The sequence below is a fragment of the Pseudomonas mandelii genome, assembly GCF_002251635.1.
GTDB lineage: Bacteria > Pseudomonadota > Gammaproteobacteria > Pseudomonadales > Pseudomonadaceae > Aquipseudomonas > Aquipseudomonas mandelii_B.
Genome location: NZ_NMOJ01000022.1, coordinates 21,561 through 46,113 on the forward strand (window position 1 = coordinate 21,561; position 24,553 = coordinate 46,113).

The 24,553-nt window shown below is 55.8% G+C and carries 20 protein-coding genes and 1 pseudogene; 16 read left to right on the forward strand and 5 right to left on the reverse strand.

Annotated elements, in window-relative coordinates:
- The first annotated feature begins 171 nt into the window (after positions 1 to 171).
- The 3 genes from B7L09_RS03490 (at position 172) to B7L09_RS03500 (ending at position 5,534) form a co-directional block, all read left to right on the forward strand.
- Positions 172 to 1,242, forward strand: a complete 1,071-nt coding sequence (locus tag B7L09_RS03490) for a hypothetical protein (RefSeq protein ID WP_010459612.1) — start codon at positions 172 to 174, stop codon at positions 1,240 to 1,242.
- A gap of 270 nt (positions 1,243 to 1,512) precedes the next feature.
- Positions 1,513 to 2,691, forward strand: a complete 1,179-nt coding sequence (locus B7L09_RS03495; protein ID WP_141213422.1) for a hypothetical protein — start codon at positions 1,513 to 1,515, stop codon at positions 2,689 to 2,691.
- A 662-nt stretch (positions 2,692 to 3,353) separates the two neighbouring features.
- Positions 3,354 to 5,534, forward strand: coding sequence for an ATP-binding protein (locus B7L09_RS03500; protein WP_010459608.1), 2,181 nt, complete (start codon positions 3,354 to 3,356; stop codon positions 5,532 to 5,534).
- A 196-nt stretch (positions 5,535 to 5,730) separates the two neighbouring features.
- Here B7L09_RS03500 and B7L09_RS03505 read toward each other — a convergent pair whose 3' ends face one another.
- Together B7L09_RS03505 and B7L09_RS32215 are read right to left on the reverse strand one after the other, a co-directional pair.
- Positions 5,731 to 6,093, reverse strand: coding sequence for a DUF6124 family protein (locus B7L09_RS03505; protein WP_094467760.1), 363 nt, complete (start codon positions 6,091 to 6,093; stop codon positions 5,731 to 5,733).
- 620 nt (positions 6,094 to 6,713) lie between these two features.
- A pseudogene (locus B7L09_RS32215) lies at positions 6,714 to 6,848 on the reverse strand (DUF6124 family protein); the annotation flags it as partial.
- Between the two features lie 539 nt (positions 6,849 to 7,387).
- Here B7L09_RS32215 and B7L09_RS03510 point away from each other — a divergent pair.
- The 3 genes from B7L09_RS03510 (at position 7,388) to B7L09_RS03520 (ending at position 9,904) form a co-directional block, all read left to right on the forward strand.
- On the forward strand, positions 7,388 to 7,738 hold the full coding sequence (locus B7L09_RS03510; RefSeq protein ID WP_042932121.1) for a hypothetical protein: 351 nt from the start codon (positions 7,388 to 7,390) through the stop codon (positions 7,736 to 7,738).
- 181 nt (positions 7,739 to 7,919) lie between these two features.
- Positions 7,920 to 8,339: a PAS domain-containing protein gene (locus B7L09_RS03515; protein ID WP_010459602.1), complete on the forward strand. Its 420-nt coding sequence runs from the start codon at positions 7,920 to 7,922 to the stop codon at positions 8,337 to 8,339.
- Between the two features lie 5 nt (positions 8,340 to 8,344).
- Entirely contained in the window at positions 8,345 to 9,904 is a 1,560-nt protein-coding gene (locus tag B7L09_RS03520) for a diflavin oxidoreductase (RefSeq protein ID WP_010459600.1), read from the forward strand.
- A 531-nt stretch (positions 9,905 to 10,435) separates the two neighbouring features.
- On the opposite strand, the gene B7L09_RS03525 is transcribed toward B7L09_RS03520, so the two are convergent.
- Positions 10,436 to 11,008, reverse strand: a complete 573-nt coding sequence (locus B7L09_RS03525) for a cytochrome b (protein ID WP_094467761.1) — start codon at positions 11,006 to 11,008, stop codon at positions 10,436 to 10,438.
- Positions 11,009 to 11,213: 205 nt separating this feature from the next.
- On the opposite strand from B7L09_RS03525, the gene B7L09_RS03530 reads away from it, so the two are divergent.
- The 7 genes from B7L09_RS03530 (at position 11,214) to B7L09_RS03560 (ending at position 17,559) form a co-directional block, all read left to right on the forward strand.
- Positions 11,214 to 11,891 carry a thermostable hemolysin gene (locus B7L09_RS03530; protein ID WP_094467762.1) on the forward strand — a complete coding sequence of 226 codons (678 nt, stop codon included), beginning with the start codon at positions 11,214 to 11,216 and terminating at the stop codon, positions 11,889 to 11,891.
- Positions 11,881 to 13,362, forward strand: coding sequence for an AMP-binding protein (locus B7L09_RS03535; protein WP_094467763.1), 1,482 nt, complete (start codon positions 11,881 to 11,883; stop codon positions 13,360 to 13,362). The genes B7L09_RS03530 and B7L09_RS03535 overlap by 11 nt, the downstream gene beginning before the upstream one ends.
- Entirely contained in the window at positions 13,359 to 14,033 is a 675-nt protein-coding gene (locus B7L09_RS03540; RefSeq protein ID WP_094467764.1) for an iron-containing redox enzyme family protein, read from the forward strand. Before B7L09_RS03535 ends, B7L09_RS03540 begins: the two co-directional genes overlap by 4 nt.
- Entirely contained in the window at positions 14,020 to 14,829 is an 810-nt protein-coding gene (locus B7L09_RS03545; protein ID WP_094467765.1) for an SDR family oxidoreductase, read from the forward strand. The genes B7L09_RS03540 and B7L09_RS03545 overlap by 14 nt, the downstream gene beginning before the upstream one ends.
- Positions 14,826 to 15,470, forward strand: coding sequence for a tetratricopeptide repeat protein (locus B7L09_RS03550; RefSeq protein WP_094467766.1), 645 nt, complete (start codon positions 14,826 to 14,828; stop codon positions 15,468 to 15,470). The genes B7L09_RS03545 and B7L09_RS03550 overlap by 4 nt, the downstream gene beginning before the upstream one ends.
- Before the next feature lie 11 nt (positions 15,471 to 15,481).
- Positions 15,482 to 16,144 carry a response regulator gene (locus B7L09_RS03555; protein ID WP_094467767.1) on the forward strand — a complete coding sequence of 221 codons (663 nt, stop codon included), beginning with the start codon at positions 15,482 to 15,484 and terminating at the stop codon, positions 16,142 to 16,144.
- Positions 16,141 to 17,559, forward strand: coding sequence for an ATP-binding protein (locus tag B7L09_RS03560; protein ID WP_094467768.1), 1,419 nt, complete (start codon positions 16,141 to 16,143; stop codon positions 17,557 to 17,559). The genes B7L09_RS03555 and B7L09_RS03560 overlap by 4 nt, the downstream gene beginning before the upstream one ends.
- Before the next feature lie 190 nt (positions 17,560 to 17,749).
- Here B7L09_RS03560 and B7L09_RS03565 read toward each other — a convergent pair whose 3' ends face one another.
- Complete coding sequence (locus B7L09_RS03565; RefSeq protein WP_094467769.1) at positions 17,750 to 17,965, reverse strand: DUF4287 domain-containing protein; 216 nt, start codon at positions 17,963 to 17,965, stop codon at positions 17,750 to 17,752.
- Between the two features lie 171 nt (positions 17,966 to 18,136).
- Positions 18,137 to 19,021, reverse strand: a complete 885-nt coding sequence (locus tag B7L09_RS03570) for a LysR family transcriptional regulator (RefSeq protein WP_094467770.1) — start codon at positions 19,019 to 19,021, stop codon at positions 18,137 to 18,139.
- A gap of 133 nt (positions 19,022 to 19,154) precedes the next feature.
- Here B7L09_RS03570 and B7L09_RS03575 point away from each other — a divergent pair, with 133 nt between their 5' ends.
- From B7L09_RS03575 to lldD, 3 genes are all read left to right on the forward strand, one after another.
- Positions 19,155 to 20,816, forward strand: coding sequence for a GMC family oxidoreductase (locus B7L09_RS03575; RefSeq protein ID WP_094467771.1), 1,662 nt, complete (start codon positions 19,155 to 19,157; stop codon positions 20,814 to 20,816).
- Between the two features lie 763 nt (positions 20,817 to 21,579).
- A complete protein-coding gene (locus B7L09_RS03580) occupies positions 21,580 to 23,202 on the forward strand; it encodes an MFS transporter (RefSeq protein ID WP_094467772.1) in 1,623 nt (540 codons plus the stop codon).
- 201 nt (positions 23,203 to 23,403) lie between these two features.
- Entirely contained in the window at positions 23,404 to 24,549 is a 1,146-nt protein-coding gene (lldD, locus tag B7L09_RS03585) for an FMN-dependent L-lactate dehydrogenase LldD (RefSeq protein ID WP_094467773.1), read from the forward strand.
- Positions 24,550 to 24,553 lie beyond the last annotated feature (4 nt).

The following is a 24,553-nucleotide window of genomic DNA, read 5'->3' on the forward strand; positions in this document are numbered from 1 at the left end:
ATATTCTGACCAATAGCGTAGACCAATTTAAAGTTTCAGCTAAACGCAACTTAACTTCAAGCGAGCTGACCACTTAAGGTAAAACGGCATAAAATAATACAATTCCGAAAGAACAAAAAAGCACCGATATTGTATACGACTGATCTTCACGAACTACAAAAGGACAAAAACATGGCCAAAAGAGACCCTAACAAAACCGCACGAAACCGAATGATAGCCTCAATAAAAGAAAAACTTAGAGAGCTACTGCCAACGGTCTTGGCAGAAACAGGGTTCGCAGGAGAGCAATCTCTTAACGCTACACTAGGAAGTAAAAATGACGAATTTTTTGATCTGAAACATGACATTATAAACAGCCAAGAAGAATTTGTGACACGGTGGCTAGACAAGTTAAAAGAAGGGGCTCTAAAACATGGCGTTGCCGCTCACGCCTCAATATGGAACAAACTAAAGAAATCAACTGCATTCCGTGAGTATGCAATTTTATTTATAAAGCGTTCATTCCTAAACCACTTTGACGAGCTTTCAAAAAGCCGTCCAGCAGTCGAGGATGCTGAGCTTTGGATAGGGCAAGAAAATGCAAGCTATGGACTGCTTGTATGCCCAAGATTCAAAGACGGAGAATGGGAAAATGACAAAAGTGAGATAAGGGCGTTCGGTGAACCATACTGGACAATCGGCCATGTTATGCATACAGGACTAGTTATACCTGGAAAAAACACAAAATTCCCTTTCAAGGATATTGAGCAGTATTTAGTATTCTTTAAAGACACTATAGTAAGAAACTCCGGATCAAAATACGAATACGAAATCGCCGAACTATACTGCGATTTTGTTAGAAACCATCAAAACCCTAAATCCGTACCTTTACTTATACCCGAATTCAGATATGCCGGGCTAGCAAAAAAGCATATATATCGACTAGACTTCTTAATAATAAATCCTTTCACACTTGATAAAATCGGATTTGAGCTTTCTCCTTGGTCGACTCACGGCTATCTATCGAAAATTAAAGAACTTACTCAGAAAAAAATTAATGAAATAGCAGCCGACAATTTCGCAAAAGAGATAAAAAAGCATCGTGCCTATTTCAAAGAACATGACATCACGACACTAATATTCACAGACGACGACCTAAAAGACACAAAAAAGTTATTCAACGAAGAAATCCTTCCCTATCTATCACCTGAAAGAACCCAAGTGCAACTATCATTCCAAATAATGGAAGAGTTTTTCACATAAGCCGTTTTTGCAGTCCGTATGATCTCACCTATATTTATATAGGTGAGAAATCCGAATCTATAGGCTTATCTCTGAACTTTTAAAAAGTGAAAAGTCGATGTAGATACTAATACTCAACAAACAAATTGACGGGTTTATCATCATAGAAAATTAAACGACCCGAACTCGCTGGTAAACGAAACCTAGCATGAGCAATTTTTTACCCTGCAACATGCTTCAAAATTGAGAAAAATGGCCTATAAAGGCGACTTGAATGGTAAGGATGGATTTATGAAGCCTCTATTTAGGGCGCTGTCTAGCGCCCTTGAACATTTAATTCCCCCCAAGCGTGGGGAGGGTTTTGAAGATTTGTGCTTGGACGTATTTGAATACGTCCTGAAGAAGAGAGGTATTCCTTTAAGCGGGGATTGTTTCGCTAATATGGATGCACGTGGCGTCAGCGGTGATGGTCAGACTGGGATAGATATTTGGGATCCCGCGACCCTGGCCGTAGCCCAGTGCAAAAATCAGAAGGATATATATCCATCCCATCTGGATGCTGAGGCTGAGAAGCTACTGGCGTACGACGACCGTGTTTCTCATTACTTTTTCCTGATCAGTCATGAAAGAGTGAGAAGGACTCTTCAAGATTGGGTAAAAATCACCAATCAAAAAAATGAACATAGCAATACTGAAGGAGGGTCACTTCCCTGTCAGCCATCCGAGAGACTTCCGAAATTCCATATAGTGGGCTGGGGTGAGTTGAAGGGATATCTGCTGGAAAGTAATTTTCTGATGTGGAAGTGGTGCTTAGCTCATCCAGTTATTCATCATTACCCCTACTTGCCGTCGCTCGATATTAAATTTCTTGTCGAATCCTTCGAAAAGACGAAGGTAAAATCAATTAATACCCCTAGTCGGCGAGAGTCCAAAGACGCCGTTGCAGGCATGCTCCGAAGTATAGACATTGACGCGCTTGCTAATATTGTAACCGATGGAAAGGTGCTCCGAAACGTATTCGATGGCCTAAACCAGTTCGTTGACGAATGGCGCGAAACTCTGAATGTCGCAAGAACCTATTCGGTTGCGGTGGAAGATATTGATAGTCGAGACCCTATCATTATGGAACGAGGCTGCTCGCTCATGAATGAGTTAGCAAGGCACCTCCCAAGGATATCTATATTGAGATACTTGCATGAGGTGTATCGGGCCTGTGATGATTTTCTGAAAGTTTTTCGAGAAGAAGACAGCTATGCGCGGGAGTATGTAACTGTAGAGGAGCATGGTGAAGAGCGTGAGTTTGAAGGTGACACCACACTTCTCTTTAACTTTTCGAACACAGACTGGACTAGCCCTTACTATATTGATCCGAAATACGTCAACGGCTTATTAGGAAAAATAATAGAGCTAGTAACGAAAACCAGACTTGAAGCCTTACATGATACGGATTTGAAGCGTAACGTTTTTTAAACTAGTTAAGCTCATACCGAAATTACAGTCGCTACCGATAGAGACCAGCAAGATATCTGTCAATAACCGAAATGTGTCACCACCGCCCATACTTATGTGGCCCAGTGCTCGCACACAAATCTGACTCAATAGATATTCCGGCTATGCGTGAGGTATTTACAGCTATCGGATGCAACATTTAACTCAATTAGGAAGAAACTTTCACTGCGCCCCCTGTTGGTTTATTAATCAGCGACGCAACGCTGACTTGCTCACCCGGTGAGTGACTGGCTTTGATATGGCTATAGCTCTAATAAGCACGAAGCTTACGGCCTCGTATTTGAATTCAGCGGAAAAGGAACGACGCTGTTTTATCATCAGACATCTCGCGAACAGCTCGCAGAAATGGGTGTCCGATTTCATTACACCAATAAATTCGACCCCAAGAATGTTTTAAACGGTGGAAGACGACCCGAAGCGGCCTTTGGAGGAGGCACCACCTAGCGTATAACGCCGTTACGTCTGATGGTCCCCATGTGGCTAGCTTCCGCGAAGCGGCATGATGTTCATAACCCGCTACGCTGTATGAAACCGAACCGGACTCACTACAAAGACGCATAGACAGGACGACGGCAAAGCGATAGCGTCGACCTCTCGCAGTACCTTAAACTGGAGAAATGCATATGGATGTCTTAGGTATTCAACTAGAGAATTGCTACGGAATTCAAAAGCTTGACGCAACACTCACGTTTAAAGGAAGTGCGAAGATTCCGAGTGGTTCAGCCTTCTCTGTATATGCGCCAAATGGCTTCATGAAGACTTCGCTAGCGCGAACATTTATGGACGTCCAAGAGGGACGGAACAGTCAAGATTTGATATTTCCAGCCCGTCGAACCAGCAGATTAATTACTTCCGCCCCAGCCATACCAATCACTCCTGAGTCCCTTTTTGTCATTAAGCCGTATGTTGAACGATATGCCGGAGCGGGAACTTCAACGCTACTAGTTAATCCAAAGTTGCGACATGAATACGAAGAGGCTGTTCGAAACATCGACTCAACTCAAGAAAGTCTTTTGAAAACGTTGAAGGAGATCTCAGGTTGGCCAGGAAAAGCTTCACCGGCCTCTGAAATCAAGGATGTATTTCAATTTAAAAATCCATATGACTTTTTTGCAGATCTAGCTGATAGATTAGACGGTGATACTCGATTTTCAGATTTGGCATATGCCGACATCTTCAATGACAAGACGATTGCGGCGTTCAACGCTGGGACTTTGCACGAACAACTGCAAGAATATATGCTGAAGTATCAGGAACTTGTCGAGAAATCTCCGCTACTCAGCAAAAAGTTTAACCATACTGGTGCCGCCGATGTTTCCAAGAACCTTCAAACAAATGGTTTTTTTGATGCCAACCATACGCTGAATATTTCAAGTGGTGGCGAAAGGTTAGAGGTCACCTCAGCAAAAGACTTAGAGGAGCTTATTGTAGCGGAGAAGCAGCGCATTCTAGGTGATAAAGAGCTAACTGCAAAATTTGAAGCCGTAGATAAGCAACTCCAAAAAAATGTGGAGCTTAAAAAGTTTCGCGAATATCTAACAGGACATCCGGAAATTTTGGCCGAGCTTGGCGATTTCAACGGGTTCAGGAAGAAACTATGGAGTTCCTATTTTAACGCCGCGAAGCCCGCTTTGATCTCATTTGCTGCTGCTTATGCCTCAGCTAAGGATGTAATAGCAGAGACGGCACATCAAGCTGAGGCAGAAAAGACGAAGTGGGCTTCGGTTGTTGCTCAGTTCAACGAAAGATTTTACGTGCCATTCAAACTTGTTATTCAGAATCAACAAGATGTTATTCTCAAAGGGGAGCCTCCAAAAGTTACTTTTGAATTTCAGGATGGGCAAGGAACATGTGGCGTAGATGAGGAAAAGCTGCTTCAAGTTCTCAGTCAAGGAGAAAAACGCGCGCTATATATACTAAACGTTTTATTTGAGATTCAAGCGCGACGCGAGTCAAATCAACAAACACTGATGATAATTGATGATATTGCAGATTCATTTGATTACAAAAACAAATACGCAATAATTGAGTATTTTAACGAAATCTCAAAAGTTCCATTTTTTAGACTAATTTTCTTAACGCATAATTTCGACTTCCATCGAACGATTAGTAGCAGACTTCAAATTACTAGGAGTCGGAGATTATTCGCTAAAAAGACCCAGGGAACTCTAGCTTTTGTAGAGGAAAAATATCAGAAAAATCCTTTCACTACATGGAAGGGGGGGCTAGCAAAAAATCCTGCGTTTCTTGTAGCTAGTATCCCATTCGTGCGAAATTTAGCTGAATACTGCCATGGCATTACGAGTCCGCACTATCTCATGCTCACATCATTGCTGCACGTCAAAGCAGATAGCGCGTCGCTGACCATCCGTGATTTAGAAACGTCATTTAAAGCTACACTGCTAGATCAGGCAAATTTATCACTTCCGAATCCGACGAACTCTGCAATGCAACTTATTTACGATGAAGCAGAAACATTGGCCATCAAGGCGGATGATGATGTTGAATTAGAATCCAAAGTAATTTTATCAATCGGGATACGGCTAAAAGCTGAAGAGTTTATGATCACCAAAATAAATGACTATAAATTTGTCAATGATATCAACAGCAACCAAACCTTTGAGTTGTATAGCAAGTTTTCGTTGATGTTTCCTGACGCAAGCAACCAAATAATGGTGCTTTCTCAAGTCAACCTCATGACCCCGGAGAACATTCATCTGAATTCATTTATGTATGAACCTATTTTGGATATGTCGGCGCTACACCTCTACGATTTGTATGGGAAAGTTAAAGCCCTGGTCTGAAAGGGACAAGAAATCAGTAGGCGGCACACAGTCACCTGATTCGGGTCGGAAGCAGCCCTTCGCGACTGCTGAAATGGGCCGATAGCAGCCAGCAATGAGTCAATTTCGCCCAAAAGCTGAGCCTCATGGATACAGTTGCCGACTTGCCCTCCCCTCTGTGACGACGGACGAACCCACCGCCACAGAGGGATTGCCCTTACTCCTTCACCTCAACCTTATCCAACGCCTGATTCACCGCCAATTCCCCCAACATCACCACCTGCGTAATCCCCAGCAGCGTCTTGCGGTGCGAGTTATCCAGCAACGCCGCAAAATTGCTGAGCATGGTAGTCGCCGAGCCCAGTGATTCGCTGGCGTTGGCCAGCAGGGATTCGGTGTCGTATTTGGGGTTGGCGAGGAACATGGGTTCGGGTTCGTGGGTGCTGGCCATGATGTTGGCACCTGGGTTGAGGTAGTGGTCGAGGGCGCGTTCGGCGGCTTCGTGGAGTTTTCTGGAATCGAGGGATTCGTAGGGGGATGCTGGATTGTTGTCTGGTGGGTTGGGTGTTGGTTTGATCATGGTTGTACTCCTATTGCAGATTTTAAGGAGCCATCACCCTTGCTACCAAACGAGGGTGGCGGCCATACGCGGGTTGGTAGACCGGCTGCAATAGGAAACCCACCATGAACGCAAAGTCTTGTGAAACCGACTGCGTAAAGGTGAAGCCATGAGTCTAGAACGATCCGGGCTACCAAACCCGATCACTGTTTTTCAGTGACCCAGCCACGATAGAACCCCTGTCCTAGACGCACAAGCCGGCGGATTCTGGCGCACGCGTAGGCAACGACGCAAGGCGTTGTAGCCGTTAGGACGTAACACTGAGTGTCTTTAAACGTGGGCCTTGAAACCTGTTTAAGTGCATCAACAGTTGGGCAAAACATCCGAGCCTGGATATGGGGTGTCAGGTCTGGCGTCATCGCGGGCAAGCCCTCTCCCACAGGGTTTGTGGCGCGCTCGACGTCTTGGGGTGGCAATGTATGCGGCCTGCACCGGGTTGGGGTTTGACCGGCCTCAGATCATGGATTGAATTTCAAATGCCGATTTCACCGGAAATTTGAGGTGGCACGGATACGGTTGCCGACGGACTCTCCCCTTTGACGAACGAACCGACCGCCACAAAGGGTTTTGGACTTACTCCTTCACCCCAACATCACCAACCGGGTAATTCCCAACAACGTCTTGCGGTGCGAGTTATCCAGCAACGCCGCAAAATGGCTGAACATGGTCCTAGCCGAGCCCACTGATTCGCTGGCGTTGGACAGCATGGATTTAGTGTCGTTAACGACTCGTCCAAACCCAAGGGGCTGCGTTGGGTCGATCTCCGCCCTCCACGACCGGCAGTCTTTTTCAAAAAGTTTTCTGAATGTAATCGGTTGTCCTCCAGCTGAGTGACTCAAACGCAATACAAGTTCACAACAGCCTTTGCTGACCGCACACGTGCAACCCACACAAGAAAACGCAGCAGCTATCGCCCTCGATATTTAGCTGAATGGGGTCGGCTTTTATTGTGCGGCCGCACCTCCACCACTGCATATGAGCTGCTTTTAGGGGCCCAGCGACACTATAAACCTTCCAGTTCGCACGGCTGATCGACGGCAATAACATTCATGGGATGCGAGGGTTTCGCATACGTGACCGGGTAAGGATTGCCGAATTTCACATAGTCTTAAAGACTAGTCAGTAGTCATACGGACTAATATTTGTGTTGTACATATGACTACATGAATTTCTATCTAATTGATATATAAAGAATAATATATTGGCATGCTTTATGGATTGTTTAGAGAAATGAACCCCGAAGCAGGAATACGCCATGTCTCGTTCTATCCTCCTACCTTTCACCCTCTTCTTGTTGCTCTCGCCCGTGTGTATGGCCGATCAGGTCGTTCGTGAGGTGCCTGATACCACCGCCGGCAAGGCCGTCGGTGTCGTGACAGGGTTGATGGTCGGTGCCGTGGGTGGCCCCGTTGGAGCACTGATCGGTGCCGGCGCCGGATTCTTTGCCGGCAGCTCGGTTCAAGAAGCAACCGGCCTCACGGAAACCGCTTACGAAGTGAAAGACACCCAAGGCGAAATCAGCACCGTTCGCTCGCCCAATGCTCGCTTCGAACCGGGTCAGCAAGTCACTCGGAAAGGCCCGCGCCTGATACCTCAGGACAGCTGAAACCGCCATCGCCACGAACTCCTTTTTAGGATCCGCTCATGGGTCGGATCCTCTTTTTTCTCAGTATGCCCCTCAGTCAGTTGACTGATTTATCACGACTAAAAATAGAAGTGCCTAAGCCGTGGGTGCGCCGAATTCGAATTCGCAGCAACAACTTTTCAATCATTTCAGGGGAAACACAATGCAAGCCATCAACGCCAAAGTCTTGAGTGCACTGGAAAACGTCATGGTTATTTCCACCACTGACTTGCAAGGCAACATCACTTACGTCAATGACCTGTTTTGCAAGCTTACCGGGTACACCAAAGAGGAATTACTGGGCCAGCCACATAACGTGGTGCGCCATCATTCGGTGCCAAAGAGCACCTACAAGCAGATGTGGGACACCATCAAGAAAGGTGAGATCTGGACCGGCGTGATCCCCAACGTTGGCAAGGGCGGCGGCCTGTACGTGGTAGATACCACGGTGCAGCCGCTGTTTGATGAACAGGGAAATATCGTCGAGTACATCAGTATCCGCAGGGTAATCAACGACTTGATGAGTGACTTCGAAGCACTGGAGTTTTCCAAGGAGCAATTCGACGAACATTACGACAGGTAACCGTCATGACAGACGTAATCGAACGCATTGTGATCGGTTACGGCTCTGAGTCCGGCAATGCACGCGGGTTGACGCAACGCTTATTGCGTCTGCCCTGTCTGCAGCCGTATGAACTGGCCGTGCAGGATCTCAACTCGCTGAACCTCGACAAACTGAAGCCTCGTGACGTGTTGATCATCGTTTGCAGCTCTTTCGGCGACGGTGATCCGCCGGGAAATGCCGATCGTTTCATGGATCAACTGAATGCTTCGCCATCCCTGAACGGCCAGCCCTACGCGATCTTCGGGCTGGGCGACACGGCTTACCCGACCTTCTGCGGTTTTACCAAAAGCCTGGATGCCGCACTGCTGCAAAAACAAGCCCGCCCGTGGATCACCCGCGTGGACGCCGACACCGATTTCGACGGTTTTTTCGACATCTGGTGCGCAACCCTTGCAGCAGTGCTCAAGGGTGATCGGCGTGCCGGCAGCACCTTGAACCTGCAAGTCACCGCCTATGGCGAAAACGCCGCGTGGCCGGCACGCGTCATCTCTCGCACCCGGCTGAACACCACGGCGCCTTACGCATGGCAGATTCGCCTCGACATTGAAGGCAGCGGCATCAAGTACCGTGCGGGTGACAACCTGTACGTGCTGGCGCAAAACGATCCGCAACTGCTGGCGCAAATCAGCCAATGGTTCGGCCGCGAAGAGGCCGCCACTTTGCTGGCTACCAAGGAGCTTCGGCAGCTGGGCAAATCGCTGCTGCGCGAACTTGCTCGGTGCAGTCAGCACGACACCTTGAAAACCTTACTGAAAGTCAGCAACCGCAAGGATCTGGAAGTCTATCTGTACGGCAAGGATGTGCTCGACGTGCTGGACGATTTCTGTGATCCCGCGCAGCTGAGCCTGGAAGATTTGATCGAATGGTTGCCCGACTGTTTGCCGCGCGCCTATTCGATTGCCTCTCATGACAACCCCGGTTACGTGGACGTGTGCATTCGCGAAATCGCTTATGACATGGCGGACCGCTCGCGCACCGGCACCGCGACCGGGCACCTCACCGGGGAGCATCCCAGCGCCCGGGTATTTGTCCGCAGTAATCCGCGCTTTCACCTGCCACGCCAGGTCGGACACCCGGTAGTGCTGATCGGTACCGGCACCGGCATCGCGCCATTGATCGCGCTGCTGGAGCAGATGGAGCAGATGGAGCAGCAAAACAACCCTCTGCAAACCTGTCTGATCTTCGGGGACCGGCGCCGTGAAGCGGACTTCCTCTACCGGTCGCGCCTGGAACATTGGCAAGCCAATGGCGTGCTCGATCGGGTGATTACCGCGTTCTCCCGGGACTCGCAAACCCGTTACTACGTGCAGGACGCAATGCTTGAACACGGTGCTTACTTGTGGGGAATACTGAACCTGGGCGCACATCTGTATGTGTGTGGCAACAAAAATAATCTGGAACGCGCCATCGAGCAGGCCCTGAAGAACATCGCAATGAACTTCGGCCAACTGGATGAGGACGACGCGCAGGCCTTCGTCGACGAGTTATCAGCCGGAAATCGCCTGCACAAGGAAGTGTATTGAGCCTATGAAGCGATGCCCGGCAACGGACGCCGAGCCCAGTCCATTAGGAGCTGCCGACATCACTTGCAGATGATGGGGTGGCAGCTATGCGCGGGTCTGCAAGACCGGGGAACCAAGAACCCGGCAGACCCGAAAGTCTCCCGCGCAAAGCCGCCATCAAAACGGACACAAAGAGTGTCCTTTTGGCAATGCTATGCGATTAGTTCCACGGGCTTGCAGACCCGATCACTGATGAGCAGTGACAGGAATCAAGTTACCGACGAGCCCCAAGGCGCACAAGCCGGCGGATTCTGGCGCAGTTGTAGGCAAAGGCGCAAGGTGACGTAGCCTCTTGCGACAGTTACAAATGATGTAGTGATCAAGCGGCTAAACACCCCGCAATGACAGACGTTCAGACCTGAAACGTCTCCCTGAGATTGATGGCGTCTGGGATGACGCCATCGCGGGCAAGCCCTCTCCCACANNNACAGGGTTTGTGGCGCGCTCGACGTCTTGGGGTGGCAATGTATGCGGCCTGCACCGGGTTGGGGTTTATCGCTGGCGCTGGTTGATGGGATTACTGGATCGGCCGGGCAGCATGCGGGTCAGGGTGTTGTCGCGGACCCAGTAGTGGTGAAACAGCCCCGCCGCTGCGTGCAGGCCGATCAGCCAGTAACCGGTGCTACCCAGCAGCTCATGCCAGTACTTGAATTGCTTGGCCAGGTCCGGATCAACCGCCACTGGCGATGGCAGGTAGAACTCGAAATAGGGCATCGGTTTGCCGCCGGCCGAAAGCATCAGCCAGGCCAATAACGGTGTGGCGATCATCAAGACGTACAACGCCAGGTGCATCAGGTGCGAAACGCCGGTCTGCCATTTGGGCAGTGCCGGGGTGATCGGTGGCCGAGGCGTCAGGCGTCCGAGCAAGCGCACCCACACCAGGGCGAAGATGCTTAAGCCGAAGAGGCCGTGCAGCCCGAGAAACATGGCTCTCAACGGTTGGCCCTTGGGCAGCAGGCCTTTGATTTCGATGCAGGCGTACACGCCCACGAACAGCGCCAGCATCAGCCAGTGCAAGGTGATTGAGAGTTTTCCATACCGATGGGTCATTGATTCGCGGGTCATAACGGGCCTCTTGAATGTCATTGCCGGCGGCCGAGTCATTCGTGCGGCCGGGGTGCGGTGTGTCAACGCACCGACGGGGCACACCCTGCCCGCGAAGTCTTAAGGCAATCTGAAGACAGCGGAAGATGATCTTTTTGTCACCTTCAGATTCCGTTAAGAAATGGCTTCGATACTTCTCCCACACTTACTCGGGAGGCGTCTTCCAATGCCTGACTTTGAATGGAATATTCCTCTACCCCTGCGCTTCGGCCAGGCCGAAACCCCGCCGATGAGCCTGGCCAGGGCGTTGCCGGACGACTTCGAGCGCCCGGTCTTTGAAGCTTTTATTCAGCAGCGTTTTCGTAAGGCCCATGGCGCCGACATTCGTCATTTCATGCCGGAGCTGTTTGGCGTGAGCGATGCCGCCGGCACGCTGTGTGCGGTTGCCGGTGTGCGCATGGCCAATGCTGAATCGTTGTTTCTGGAACGTTATCTGGACGAGTCGATCGAGCCGTTGATCAGTGCTGCGGCCGACCGCCCGGTGGATCGTGCCGGTATCGTCGAGGTCGGCAATCTGGCCGCCAGTGACACCGGCAGCGCGCGGATGAGCATCATCGCCATCACGTGGTTGCTGGCCATGGGCGGCCTGGAGTGGGTGGCGTTCACCGGCAATATCGGGCTGGTCAACAGTTTCCANCGCCTGGGCTTGAAACCGGTGACGCTGTGCGCGGCCGACCCTGAGCGGCTGGGGGACGAACGCCAGCACTGGGGCAGTTATTACGAAAGCCAACCGTGGGTGCACGTCGGCAACATCCGCGCCGGGTTCATCCATTTGCGCAACATGGGCCTGTTCTCACGCCTGGGTTTGTCCTCGACTCTTGAGGAGTTCAGCCATGTCGCCTGAAGTCGAGCGTTTCAAACAGACCCTGCGCAGCCATGCCGAGCGCAAGACCAGCGCCATCGCGTTGTGGGGTGACAATCAGAAGGTGGATTACGCCACGCTGTATGCCGAAGTGGTGTATCGCCAGCAACGGCTGCGCGATGAGCAGGTCAAGGTGATTGCGCTGGCCTTGGACAATGGCGTCGACGCCATGCTNTGGGACCTGGCCGCGCTGTTCGAAGGCCTGACTTGCCTGACGTTGCCGCCGTTTTTCAGCACCGCTCAGCGTGCCCATTGTCTGGAACAGAGCCAGGCCGAACGGGTGATTGCCGAACCCGCGCTGGACGACGAATTGCAAGCGGCCGGCTACGAGAAGACCGGTGAGTTCTGGCGCCGCACGTTCAGCGGCCCGAACCGTATGCCGGAAGGGACCGCCAAACTGACGTTCACCTCGGGCACCACGGGTACGCCCAAAGGCGTGTGCCTCAGCGCCGAGAGCTTGTTGACGGTCGCTCGCGAACTGAATCAGGCGAGCAAACCCGCTGATCCGCAGCATCATCTGGCGTTGTTACCCCTGGCGATTTTGCTGGAAAACCTTGGGTGCTACGCCGCGCTGTATGCCGGCGCCACCTTGAGTGTGCCCAGNCAGAAAACCCTGGGCATTCAGGGGGCCAGCGGTGTTGATGTGCCGCGTCTGCTCGGTTGCCTGGCCACCCGGGCGCCGGAGAGCCTGATCCTGGTGCCGCAGTTGTTGCAGATGTTGGTCAGCGCCGCCGAGCAGAAAGCCTTCAGTCCTTACTCGTTGCGGTTTGCGGCGGTGGGTGGTGCGCGGGTGTCCGAGGAGTTGTTGCACCGCGCGCAACGCATCGGCATTCCTGTTTATGAAGGTTACGGCTTATCGGAATGCGCCTCGGTGGTGTGCCTTAATCGCCCGGATGCACAGCGCCCGGGCAGTGTCGGCAAGCCCCTGCCCCACGTAACGATTCGCCTGGCCGAGGACGGCGAAGTGCTGGTCAAGGGCTCGACCTTGCTCGGTTATCTGGGAGAGGCGCCGCACACCGATGAATGGTGGCCGACCGGCGATCTCGGCGAGTTCGACCCGGACGGCTTTCTCTACCTCAAGGGTCGCAAGAAACATCAGTTCGTTACCAGTTATGGGCGCAACGTCAACCCGGATTGGGTCGAGGCCGAATTGACTCAGNGCCGCCATATCGCCCAGGCCTTCGTCTACGGCGAAGCCATGCCGCACAACCATGCGCTGCTCTGGCCCCACCGCCCGGACTGCACCGATGCCGAACTGGCTGCCGCCGTCGCCGAGGCCAACGAGGTCTTGCCCGGTTATGCGCAGGTCCATCACTGGACACGTCTCGATCAACCCTTCACCCCTGCCAATGGCTTGCTCACCGCCAATGGCCGCCCGCGCCGTGACGCCATCGTCGAGCGTTACCGGGCGCAACTGACTGAATCTGTACTTTCCGAGGAATCCGCATCATGAGTTTTTTCGACACGCTGCAAGAAGCCACGCAACACGAACGCCATGAACTGTTCAGCCTGCCGATCATTCGAGATGCGCTGGAGGGCAAGGTCAGCCTGGAGAGCTATCGTGCGTTCCTGGCCCAGGCCTACTACCACGTGCGTCATACCGTGCCGTTGATGATGGCCTGCGGTGCGNGCCTGCCCTCACACTTGGAATGGCTGCGCAAAGCGGTGTGCGAGTATATCGAGGATGAATACGGCCACGAACAGTGGGTGCTGGACGATATCGAAGCCTGCGGCGGCGACCGCATTGCCGTGCGCGACGGTCGTCCGAGCCTGCCGATTGAATTGATGGTCAGCTATCTGTATGACCTGATCGCGCGTGGCAACCCGGTCGGCCTGTTCGGCATGGTCAATGTGCTGGAAGGCACCAGCATCGCCCTCGCCACTCATGCAGCCGGCAGCATCCGCGAGCGTCTGGCGTTGCCGGAAAGCGCCTTCAGTTACCTGAGCTCCCATGGCTCGCTCGACATCGAGCACATGCAGACTTATCGCCGGTTGATGAACACCCTCGACGATCCGGCCGATCAGGCGGCGGTGATTCACGCCTCCAAAGTGGTTTACAGGCTTTACACCGACATGTTCCGCGGCTTGCCGCGTGACGGGGAGGCCCTGCATGAAGTTGCATGAAGCCCGCGTGGTGCTGACCGGTGCCAGCGGCGGCATCGGCCTGGCGATCGCCACTGCGTTGTGTGCCAGCGGTGCCCGGGTGCTGGCGGTGGCTCGGCACCAGGAACCGCTGCTGCCTTTGCTTGAACGCTATCCGCAACACCTGTGCTGGGTCGGCGCGGACCTGACCGTGCTGTCCGACCGACGCAAGGTGCTGACCGCGGCCGAAGCCATCGGCGGCGTCAATCTGCTGATCAACGCCGCCGGCATCAATCATTTTGCCATGCTCGAACAGCTGGAGGACAGCGACATCAACGGCATGCTGGCGTTGAATATCACCGCACCCATCTGCCTGACCAAGCTGCTGCTGCCCCTGCTCAAGCAAGCCGAGAGCGCCATGGTGGTGAATGTCGGCTCCACCTATGGCTCCATCGGCTACCCCGGCTATGCCACTTACTGCGCCACCAAGTTCGCCTTGCGCGGGTTTTCCGAAGCCTTGCGCCGGGAACTGGCGGACACCCGGGTCAGCGTGCTCTACGTCGCCCCGCGTGCCACCCGCACCAGCATGAACAGCCCGGCGGCGCAGGCGTTGAACGATGCGCTCAAGGCCAACGTCGACGATCCGCAAACTGTCGCCGCCGCAGTGATGCATGCGATTGCCGGTGACCGGCGCGACTTGTACCTCGGCTGGCCTGAGCGCTTTTTTGTGCGCCTCAACAGCCTGTTGCCAAACCTCGTNGACCGTGGCTTGCGCAAGCAATTGCCGCTGATCCGTCGCCTGAGTCAGAAGCCCGACAACGAGACCCTCAAACCATGAAGAAAATCATCGCTTGCCTGCTGCTGGGGGCTCTGAGCCAGAGCGTCTGGGCACTGGAACCCGCCGATCAGCAACGCCTCCAGGGCATTCAGCAAAGCTGGGCGCACATTCAATACGAAGTCCCGGAAGCGCAACGCACCGCTGCGTTCGAGAAACTGGCAGCCCAGGCATCCGCGTTCACTCAGGAACGTCAATCGGTGGCCGAAGCCTGGATCTGGTCCGGGATTGTCACCAGCAGTTGGGCCGGCGCCCAAGGTGGGCTCGGCGCATTGAGCAAGGTCAAGTCGGCCAAGGCAGACCTTGAGAAAGCGCTCGCTCTGGACCCCAAGGCCCTGCAAGGCTCGGCCTACACCAGCCTCGCGGCGCTGTACGATCGCGTACCCGGCTGGCCGATTGGCTTTGGCGATGCCGACAAGGCTGAACAGCTACTCACGCAAGCCTTGCAACTGAACCCGACGGGCATTGATAGTCTGTATTTCTGGGGCGATCACCTCTACCGTGAAAAACGTTACAGCGAAGCTAAAGTCGCGCTGCAAAAGGCCCTGCAAGCTGCTCCAAGGCCAGGCCGGGAAATCGCCGACGCCGGGCGTCGCAAAGAGATCGAAACGCTGCTGGTGGACGTGAACAAGAAAATCGACTGACAGGAGTCCGTGTGCGCTTATTACTGATTGAGGACGACGTGGCCCTCGGCGAGGGCATCCATCAAGCCTTGGGCCGCGAAGGTTATACCGTCGACTGGCTGAAGGACGGCACCAGCGCCTTGCATGCGCTGCTCAGTGAAACCTTTGACCTGGTGGTGCTCGACCTGGGCTTGCCGCGCATGGACGGGCTTGAGGTACTGCGCCGCCTGCGGGACAGCGGGTCCAACCTGCCCGTGCTGATCCTCACCGCGCGCGATGCCACCGAAGACCGTATCGCCGGGCTCGACGCCGGTGCCGATGATTACCTGGTCAAACCCTTCGACCTCGCCGAACTCAAGGCGCGCCTGCGCGCACTGCTGCGGCGCAGTGCCGGCCGTGCGCGGGTAGTGATCGAGCACGCCGGCATCAGCCTGAACCCCGGCACCCAGCAAGTCAGTTATCAGGGCGAGCCGGTGGCGTTGACGCCCAAGGAATATCAGCTGCTGCACGAACTGCTATCGCCACCCGGCCGCGTGATGACCCGTGACCAGTTGATGCAGTTGCTGTATGGCTGGAACGAAGAGGCCGAAAGCAACACCCTGGAAGTGCATATCCATCATCTGCGTAAAAAATTCTCCAGCGAGCTGATCCGCACTATTCGCGGTGTCGGATACCTGGTGGAGGAGCGCCGATGACGTCGATCCGGCGCCGCACGCTCACGCTGATCATTGGCCTGATGCTGGTCGGGCTGGCGGTGATCAGCCTGTTGAACCTGCACGACAGCAATCACGAAATCGCCGAAGTCTACGATGCCCAACTCGCGCAAAACGCCCGGCTGTTGCAGGGTGTGATGCGCATGCCGATGGCGAGCAAGGAACACGCCGATCTGTATCAGGCCTTCAACAAGGCGCTGGGCGAGGCCGAGCCCAGGGTCGACGGCCATCCCTACGAATCCAAAATGGCCTTTCAGGTCTGGAACCGTAACGGTGAAGTGCTGGTGCACACCGCCAGTGCCCCCTCCTTCAACGCGCCTCCGTCGACACCCGGTTTCAGCGATGTGGTGGACCTCAACAACCGCCATTGGCGTGCGTTCCTGCTGGTAGACAAACAGAACGACCTGAGAATCTGGGTCGGCGAACGGGACGACGTGCGTTCGGATCTGGTGGACCGGATCCTGCGCCATACCTTGGGGCCCAATGTGCTGGGCAGCCTGATTCTGGCCGCGATGGTCTGGCTGGCCATCGGCTGGGGGCTCAAGCCGCTGGCGAATATGGCGGCGACCTTGCGCGCACGGCATTCCGGCTCCCTGGANCCGCTGCAACTGACCCCGTTACCCAGTGAACTGGAGCCGATGCAAGCGGCGCTCAACCGCATGCTCGCGCAGATTCAGGAAGTGATGGGCCGCGAGCGGCGCTTTATCGCCGATGCCGCTCACGAAATGCGCACACCGCTGGCGGTGCTGCGTGTGCATGCGCAAAATCTGCTGGAGGCCGGCACCGAGCAAGAGCGCCGCGANTCCCTNGNGTTCCTGATCACGGGCGTCGACCGCACCAGCCGCCTGGTCAATCAATTGCTGACCATGGCCCGCCTCGAACCCAAAGCCATCGCGCCGGTACTGCGCAGCATCGACCTGGCCAACACCGTGCGCGACAGCCTCGTGCAGCTCACGCCGTGGTTGCTGAGCAAGAACCTTGAACTGGCCTTCGACGTCACCGATCGCCCCTTTGAAGTGGTGGCCGACGCCGCCGCTATCGACATCGCCTTGAACAACCTGATCAGCAACGCGGCCAACTTTTCCCCTGAGCATGGGGTGATCACGGTGCAGCTCAGTCAGGCGGACGGCTTCTATTCGCTGAGCGTCGAGGACCAGGGGCCCGGCATCGACGAAGCGGATCGCGGGCGGTTGTTCGAACGCTTCTACAGCCGTGGCAATGCCCATGGCGCGGGTCTGGGCCTGACCATCGTCAACACCATCGCCACCCGGCTGGGCGGACGCATCACCCTGACCAACCGCCCGGAAGGCGGCTTGCGCGCCACGCTGTCGATTCCCGACAGCCAACCCCGCGATCCGCTACAACGCACCACGCGCGAGTTGCCGCCGAATGCTTGAGTGATCCGGACAGGATGTGGTGAGCCAGCTGACGCCATCGCGGGCGAGCCCGCTCCCACAAGGATTTGTGTCGACCGCAACACTCAACAACGACACCAAACCCTGTGGGAGCGGGCTTGCCCGCGAAGACGGCGGCACATCCAGCCTCCCTCTGACAGTCATACCCCGCAGCAAGCCATTTACAGTTCCCTCACTTTTTAGCACTCGCCAAATAATGCGCCACCAACGCATTGGCATGCCCATGCCCCATTCCATGCTCATCCTTCAACCAAGCCACCATTTCCATATGCTTCTTGCCACTCACCGTCCCGAGCAGCTCCAGCCAATGGCTGATGGGTTGCCCATACTTTTTCTCGATGGACGGGAAGTACGACGCCGGGCCTTTCACTTTTGTCTCTTCGGTCATGCTGCAAGCTCCCTTTATCACGACGGAGTGTCGGATAACGCTCCTTGTCGTCATCCCTCGAATTGAAGGCCAGGATGGCTGCGCAGTCCAGTGGGAGCAAGCTCCCTCGCCACAGGGGTTGTGTTGGTTGCTTCATTGTTTGGCTGATCAGCGTCTGTGATGGGTGCCAGGCTATCCCATCAACAACCCCTGCTCCGCCTCGCACAACTCCACCACGTAATCCCACATCACCCGCAGCCTTACCGACTTGTGCAGCTCGCGGCGCGAGCTGATCCAGTAGCTTCGCTGAATGCCCTCCCCCGGCAGCAACGGCACCAGGTCCGGATCGCCGGCAGCCATGAAGCATGGCAACACGGCAATCCCCAATCCCGAACGCGCAGCCTGATGCTGGGCGATCACGCTGGTGCTGTGGAACACCACCTTGGGGTTTCGGCAAAAGCTGCTGAGGAGTTTAAGTTCCTGGCTGAACAGCAGGTCGTCGACGTAGCCGATCCACGCGTGGCGACCGAGGTCTTCGCGGCTGAGCAGCGGCGGTGCCTTGTCGAGGTACGTCTGGCTGGCGTAGAGCGCCAGGCGATAGTCGGTGAGTTTGCGCGTGACCAGTTGATCGACGCTGGGTCGTTCGAGGTGGATGCTGATTTCCGCTTCGCGGTTGAGGATGCTGACGAAGCGCGGCACGGCCACCAGTTCCACTTCCAGCCCCGGATAGCGTTCGAACAGGCCGTTCATGCGGCTGGCGAGGAACATGATGCCCAGCCCTTCAGTGACGCCGACGCGGATTTTGCCCAGTGGCGCGGTGGATTGGGTGATTTCCTCTTCGGCCAGCAGCGCAACGTTTTCCATGGCTTCGGCGTGTTTGAGCAGGGCTTCGCCGGAGGGCGTCAGCTCGTAGCCCTGGGCGTGCTGGACAAACAGCGCGGTGCCGAGGCTCTTTTCGATGGCCTCGATGTGCCGGGCAACAGTGGCGTGAGTGGTGTTCAAGCGGCGTGCAGCGGTGAGCAAACGTCCGCTGCGCTGCAACTCGAGAAAAAACCGCAGGTCATTCCAGTCGAACATGAGTCGTCCTTGGGTCTACGCTGTGTGAGGCGCTGTCTGAAAACGCACAGCGGCTGCGCAAAAACTAACATTCTTTTGACGAAAGCTAACAACTAGGATGACCGACAACAAGAACAACAATACGAGGTCAGGGATGCAGACTTCCCTTGATGAATTCGACTACATCGTGGTCGGCGCCGGGCCGGCCGGGTGTTTGCTGGCCAATCGGCTGTCAGCCGACCCGCAACACCGCGTATTGCTGCTCGAAGCCGGCGGCCGCGATAACTACGCATGGATTCACATCCCCGTGGGTTACCTGTTTTGTATCGGTAACCCTCGCACCGACTGGTGCTTCAAGACCGAAGCCCAGGAAGGCCTGCAAGGTCGTGCGCTGAGTTACCCGCGCGGAAAAGTGCTGGGCGGCTGTTCCTCAATCAACGGCATGATCTACATGCGCGGCCAGGCCGGCGACTATGACGGCTGGGCCGCTGACGGCAATCCGGGCTGGAGCTGGAACGACGTCCTGCCATTGTTCAAGAAAAGTGAAAACCATTTTGCCGGCGACTCGGAGTTTCACGGCGCCAGCGGCGACTGGCGGGTCGAGCGTCAGCGGCTGTCGTGGCCAATTCTGGATGCGTTCCGCAGCGCCGCCGAGCAAAGCGGCATTGCCAGCATCGATGACTTCAACCAGGGCGATAACGAAGGCTGCGGCTACTTCCAGGTCAACCAGAAGGCCGGGGTACGCTGGAATGCGGCCAAGGCATTTCTCAAGCCGATCCGCCAGCGGNCCAATCTCACCGTACTGACCGACGTTGAAGTGGACCGTGTGCTGCTGGAAAACGGCCGTGCTTCGGCGGTCAGCACTCGCTACCAAGGTCAGGCGAAAACCTTCAAGGCGCGCAAGGAAATCGTGTTGTGCGCAGGCTCCGTCGGTTCACCAAGCATCCTGCAACGCTCCGGCATCGGCCCTCGCCCGCTCCTGGAAAAACTGGGGATCGGCGTGGCCCATGAGCTGCCGGGCGTGGGCGGCAACCTGCAGGATCACCTGCAATTGCGGCTGATCTATAAGCTGGAAAACGCGCGAACCCTGAACCAGATCGCAGGCACCGTGTGGGGCAAAATGGGCATGGGCCTGCGCTATCTGTATGACCGCAGCGGTCCACTGTCGATGGCGCCCAGCCAGCTCGGCGCCTTTGCTCGCTCTGACCCGGAACAGACCTCGGCCAACCTTGAATACCATGTGCAGCCGCTGTCGCTGGAGCGCTTCGGTGAACCGCTGCACGCCTTCCCTGCTTTTACCGCGTCGGTTTGCGATCTGAGGCCGCAGAGTCGGGGGCGGGTGGAGATTCGTTCCGCCGATCCGCAGGAAGCGCCGCTGATTCAACCCAATTACTTGAGCCATCCAGAGGATTTGCGGGTGGCCGCCGATGCCATTCGCCTGACCCGACGCATCGTCGCCGCCCCGGCCCTGCATGCGTTCAAACCGGTCGAGTACTTGCCCGGCGACAGCTTGCAGACTGAAGAACAACTGCACGAAGCCGCCGCGCGTATCGGCACGACTATTTTCCACCCGGTGGGCACCTGCCGCATGGGCAGCGACACCGACGCCGTGGTCGANGCCGAGTTGCGGGTTCACGGCATTCCCGGCCTGCGCATCGCCGATGCTTCGATCATGCCGCGCATTACCTCGGGTAATACGTGCTCGCCTACGCTGATGATTGCCGAAAAGGCTGCGCATCTGATCCTAAACCCTGCTGTACACACCGAACCTGTGGGAGCGGGCTTGCCCGCGAAAGCGGTGGATCTTCAACATTGATGTGCACTGACACTCCGCCATCGCGGGCAAGCCACGCCTTCGCGAGCAAGCTTCGCTCCTACAAAGATCGACGTACACCCGGCTTTATGGAGCAACCCACTGTAGGAGCGAGGCTTGCCCGCGAAGAACGATGACGCGATGTGTCAGGCCTGACGCCTTCGCGAGCAAGCTTCGCTCCTACAAAGATCGACGTACACCCGGCTTTATGGAGCAACCCACTGTAGGAGCGAGGCTTGCCCGCGAAGAACGATGACGCGATGTGTCAGGCCTGACGCCTTCGCGAGCAAGCTTCGCGCCTACAAAGATCGACGTACACCCGGCTTTATGGAGCAACCCACTGTAGGAACGAGGCTTGCCCGCGAAGAACGATGACGTGGTGTGTCAGGTCGGACGCCTTCGCGAGCAAGCTTCGCTCCTACAAAGATCGACGTACACCCGGCTTTATGGAGCAACCCACTGTAGGAACGAGGCTTGCCCGCGAAGAACGATGACGTGGTGTGTCAGGTCGGACGCCTTCGCGAGCAAGCTTCGCTCCTACAAAGATCGACGTACACCCGGCTTTATGGACACACCNACTGTGGGAGCGGGCTTGCCCGCGAAAGCGGTGGATCTTCAACATTGATGTGCACTGACACTCCGCCATCGCGGGCAAGCCCGCTCCCACAAAGGATCGCGCTGGATTTACAGACGTAGAAATTACCCGCTGCAAGGAACACGCAACACCAGTGGAACAACAAAAACAATCACTGTGAGGGATACCGATATGTCAGAACATGTTCAGCCCCTGGATGCCACGCGCAGCGTCGACACCAGCCCCGATACTCGCAAAGTCATCTTCGCGTCGTCACTCGGGACGGTGTTCGAGTGGTATGACTTTTTCCTGTACGGCGCCCTGGCGGCGGTGATCAGCAAGCAGTTCTTTGCCGGGGTCAACGACACCACGGCGTTTATCTTTGCCCTGATGGCCTTTGCCGCCGGTTTCATCGTCAGGCCGTTCGGCGCGTTGGTGTTCGGGCGATTGGGGGACATGATCGGGCGTAAATACACGTTCCTCGCCACCATCATCCTCATGGGCCTGGCGACCTTCTGCGTCGGGTTGCTGCCGACCTACTCAAGCATCGGCATCGCCGCGCCAATCATCCTCGTNGCGCTGCGCATGTTGCAAGGCCTGGCGTTGGGCGGTGAGTACGGCGGCGCAGCCACCTATGTGGCCGAACATGCGCCCGNGGGTAAACGCGGCTTCCACACCAGCTGGATTCAATCCACCGCCACCCTCGGTCTGCTGCTGTCGCTGCTGGTAGTGCTGGCCTGCCGTTACTTCACCGGCGACCAGTTCGAAGTGTGGGGCTGGCGTATTCCGTTCCTGTTTTCCATCGTGCTGCTGGGCATTTCCACCTGGATTCGCATGAGCCTGCANGAGTCGCCGGCCTTCGTGAAAATGAAAGAGGAAGGCAAGCTCTGCAAGTCGCCGCTGCGCGATTCCTTCGGTAAATGGGAAAACCTCAAGGTGGTGCTGATCGCGCTGTTCAGCATCAACGGCGGGCAAGCGGTGACCTTCTACGCGGCGCAGTTCTACGTGCTGTTCTTCCTCACGCAGTTTTTGAAGATGGACCCGGCCCTGGCCAACAGCCTGCTGATTGTCAGCGTGNTCATCGGCGCGCCGTTCTTTATCCTGTTTGGCTGGCTGTCGGACAAGGTCGGCCGTAAACCGGTGCTGATGATCGGCCTGTTGCTCGCAACTGCGTTGTACTTCCCGATCTTCAAATCCATCGCCCACTACACCAACCCGGCGATGGACCAGGCCAGCCACCAGGCCCCGATTACCGTGCTGGCCGACCCGGCCACGTGCACCTTCCAGTTCGACCCGGTGGGCAAGGCGCGTTTTGACAGCCCGTGCGACAAGGTCAAGACCTTCCTGGTCAAGCAGGGCCTGCCGTATAGCAGCGCGGTAGCCCCGGCGGGCAGCGCGGTGCAGGTCAGCGTCGGTGACGTGAAACTGGATGGCTTCGATGAAGCGGCCTTGCGCGGTGCGGTGACCTTGGCGGGCTATCCGTCACAAGCCGATACGCAACAGGTCAACAAGCCCATGATCGTGGGGCTGATCGTAGCGCTGATCCTGATCGCCGCCATGTGCTACGGCCCGCTGGCGGCGTTGATGGTAGAGCTGTTCCCGACGCGTATCCGCTACACNTCGATGTCCCTGCCCTACCACATCGGTAACGGCTGGTTTGGCGGGTTCCTGCCGACCGTATCGTTTGCCTTGGTGGTGTACACCGGCGATATTTTCTACGGACTGTGGTACCCGGTGGTGATTACCGCGGTGAGCCTGGTGGTGGGGATGATCTGTCTGCGTGAGACCAAAAACGTGGATCTGGACACCAACTAAGGGCAATACACACCCCACAACGCCCCGCCATGCGGGGCGTTTTCAAGTGTGGCGGCGATCACATCGCAAGGGTTCGTTTTGCCTGCTGCCTTGNNCGGCTGGAGAGTTAGGCCGGGATAAAACAACCTTTCGTTGCATACGCTAACCTGATTCCACGGCTCGATGCCGTCACAGCCCCGACCCATTTCAGACCGAGGCCCCATGATCATTTCATCCGCATCCGACTACCGCGAGGCAGCACGCCGCAAACTCCCGCGTTTCCTGTTCGATTACATCGACGGCGGGGCTTACGCAGAACACACACTGCGGGCCAACAGCGCCGACCTGACAGGCATCAGCCTGCGTCAGCGCATCCTGAAAAACGTCGAAACCCTGAGCCTCGAAACCACCCTCTTCAATCAACCGCTTTCAATGCCGGTCATTTTGGCGCCGGTCGGTCTGACGGGCATGTTCGCCCGCCGAGGTGAAGTGCAGGCGGTCAGAGCGGCGGAGAACAAAGGCATCCCGCTGTGCCTTTCAACGGTGTCGGTGTGTTCGATCGAGGAAGTCGCGGCGCAGACCCAGCAATCCATCTGGTTCCAGCTGTACGTGTTGAAAGACCGGGGATTCATGAAAAACGCCTTGGAGCGTGCGAAGGCCGCCGGGGTGAAGAACCTGGTGTTTACCGTCGACATGCCCACGCCCGGCGCCCGCTACCGGGATGCGCATTCGGGCATGTCCGGGCCGTTTGCGTCGTCGCGGAGAATGCTTCAGGCCATGACCAAACCGGACTGGGCGTTCAACGTCGGCGTCATGGGGCGTCCGCACGACCTGGGCAATATCTCGAAGTACCTGGGCAAAGCCGTCACGCTCGAAGATTACATGGGCTGGCTGGCCAACAATTTCGACCCGTCGATCAGCTGGGCCGATCTGCAGTGGATTCGCGAGTTCTGGAAGGGCCCGATGATCATCAAGGGCATCCTTGACCCACAGGACGCCAAGGACGCGGTAAGTTTCGGTGCCGATGGCATCGTGGTCTCCAACCACGGCGGCCGTCAGCTCGATGGCGTGTTGTCCACCACCAAGGCGTTGCCGCCGATCATGCAGGCGGTGGGCAATGATTTGACGGTGCTGGTCGACTCGGGCATCCGCTCGGGGCTTGATGTCGTGCGGATGCTGGCCATGGGCGCGAAAGGCGTATTGCTGGGGCGATCCATGGCCTATGCGCTGGCGGCCGACGGGCAACGCGGGGTAGAGAACATGCTGGATATTTTCGCCAAGGAAATGCGCGTAGCCATGACCTTGACCGGAGTGACGTCGATCAGTCAGATCGATGAATCGACGTTAGTCGAAGCTGTACGGGGCTGAACAC

Coding starts and splice junctions, on each gene's coding strand:
- B7L09_RS03500 (WP_010459608.1), top strand. CDS start 3,354: ATGGATGTCTTAGGTATTCAACTAGAGAATTGCTACGGAATTCAAAAG.
- B7L09_RS03565 (WP_094467769.1), bottom strand. CDS start 17,965: ATGACCGAAGAGACAAAAGTGAAAGGCCCGGCGTCGTACTTCCCGTCC.
- B7L09_RS03505 (WP_094467760.1), bottom strand. CDS start 6,093: ATGATCAAACCAACACCCAACCCACCAGACAACAATCCAGCATCCCCC.
- B7L09_RS03570 (WP_094467770.1), bottom strand. CDS start 19,021: ATGTTCGACTGGAATGACCTGCGGTTTTTTCTCGAGTTGCAGCGCAGC.
- B7L09_RS03495 (WP_141213422.1), top strand. CDS start 1,513: ATGAAGCCTCTATTTAGGGCGCTGTCTAGCGCCCTTGAACATTTAATT.
- lldD (WP_094467773.1), top strand. CDS start 23,404: ATGATCATTTCATCCGCATCCGACTACCGCGAGGCAGCACGCCGCAAA.
- B7L09_RS03550 (WP_094467766.1), top strand. CDS start 14,826: ATGAAGAAAATCATCGCTTGCCTGCTGCTGGGGGCTCTGAGCCAGAGC.
- B7L09_RS03490 (WP_010459612.1), top strand. CDS start 172: ATGGCCAAAAGAGACCCTAACAAAACCGCACGAAACCGAATGATAGCC.
- B7L09_RS03520 (WP_010459600.1), top strand. CDS start 8,345: ATGACAGACGTAATCGAACGCATTGTGATCGGTTACGGCTCTGAGTCC.
- B7L09_RS03515 (WP_010459602.1), top strand. CDS start 7,920: ATGCAAGCCATCAACGCCAAAGTCTTGAGTGCACTGGAAAACGTCATG.
- B7L09_RS03510 (WP_042932121.1), top strand. CDS start 7,388: ATGTCTCGTTCTATCCTCCTACCTTTCACCCTCTTCTTGTTGCTCTCG.
- B7L09_RS03525 (WP_094467761.1), bottom strand. CDS start 11,008: ATGACCCGCGAATCAATGACCCATCGGTATGGAAAACTCTCAATCACC.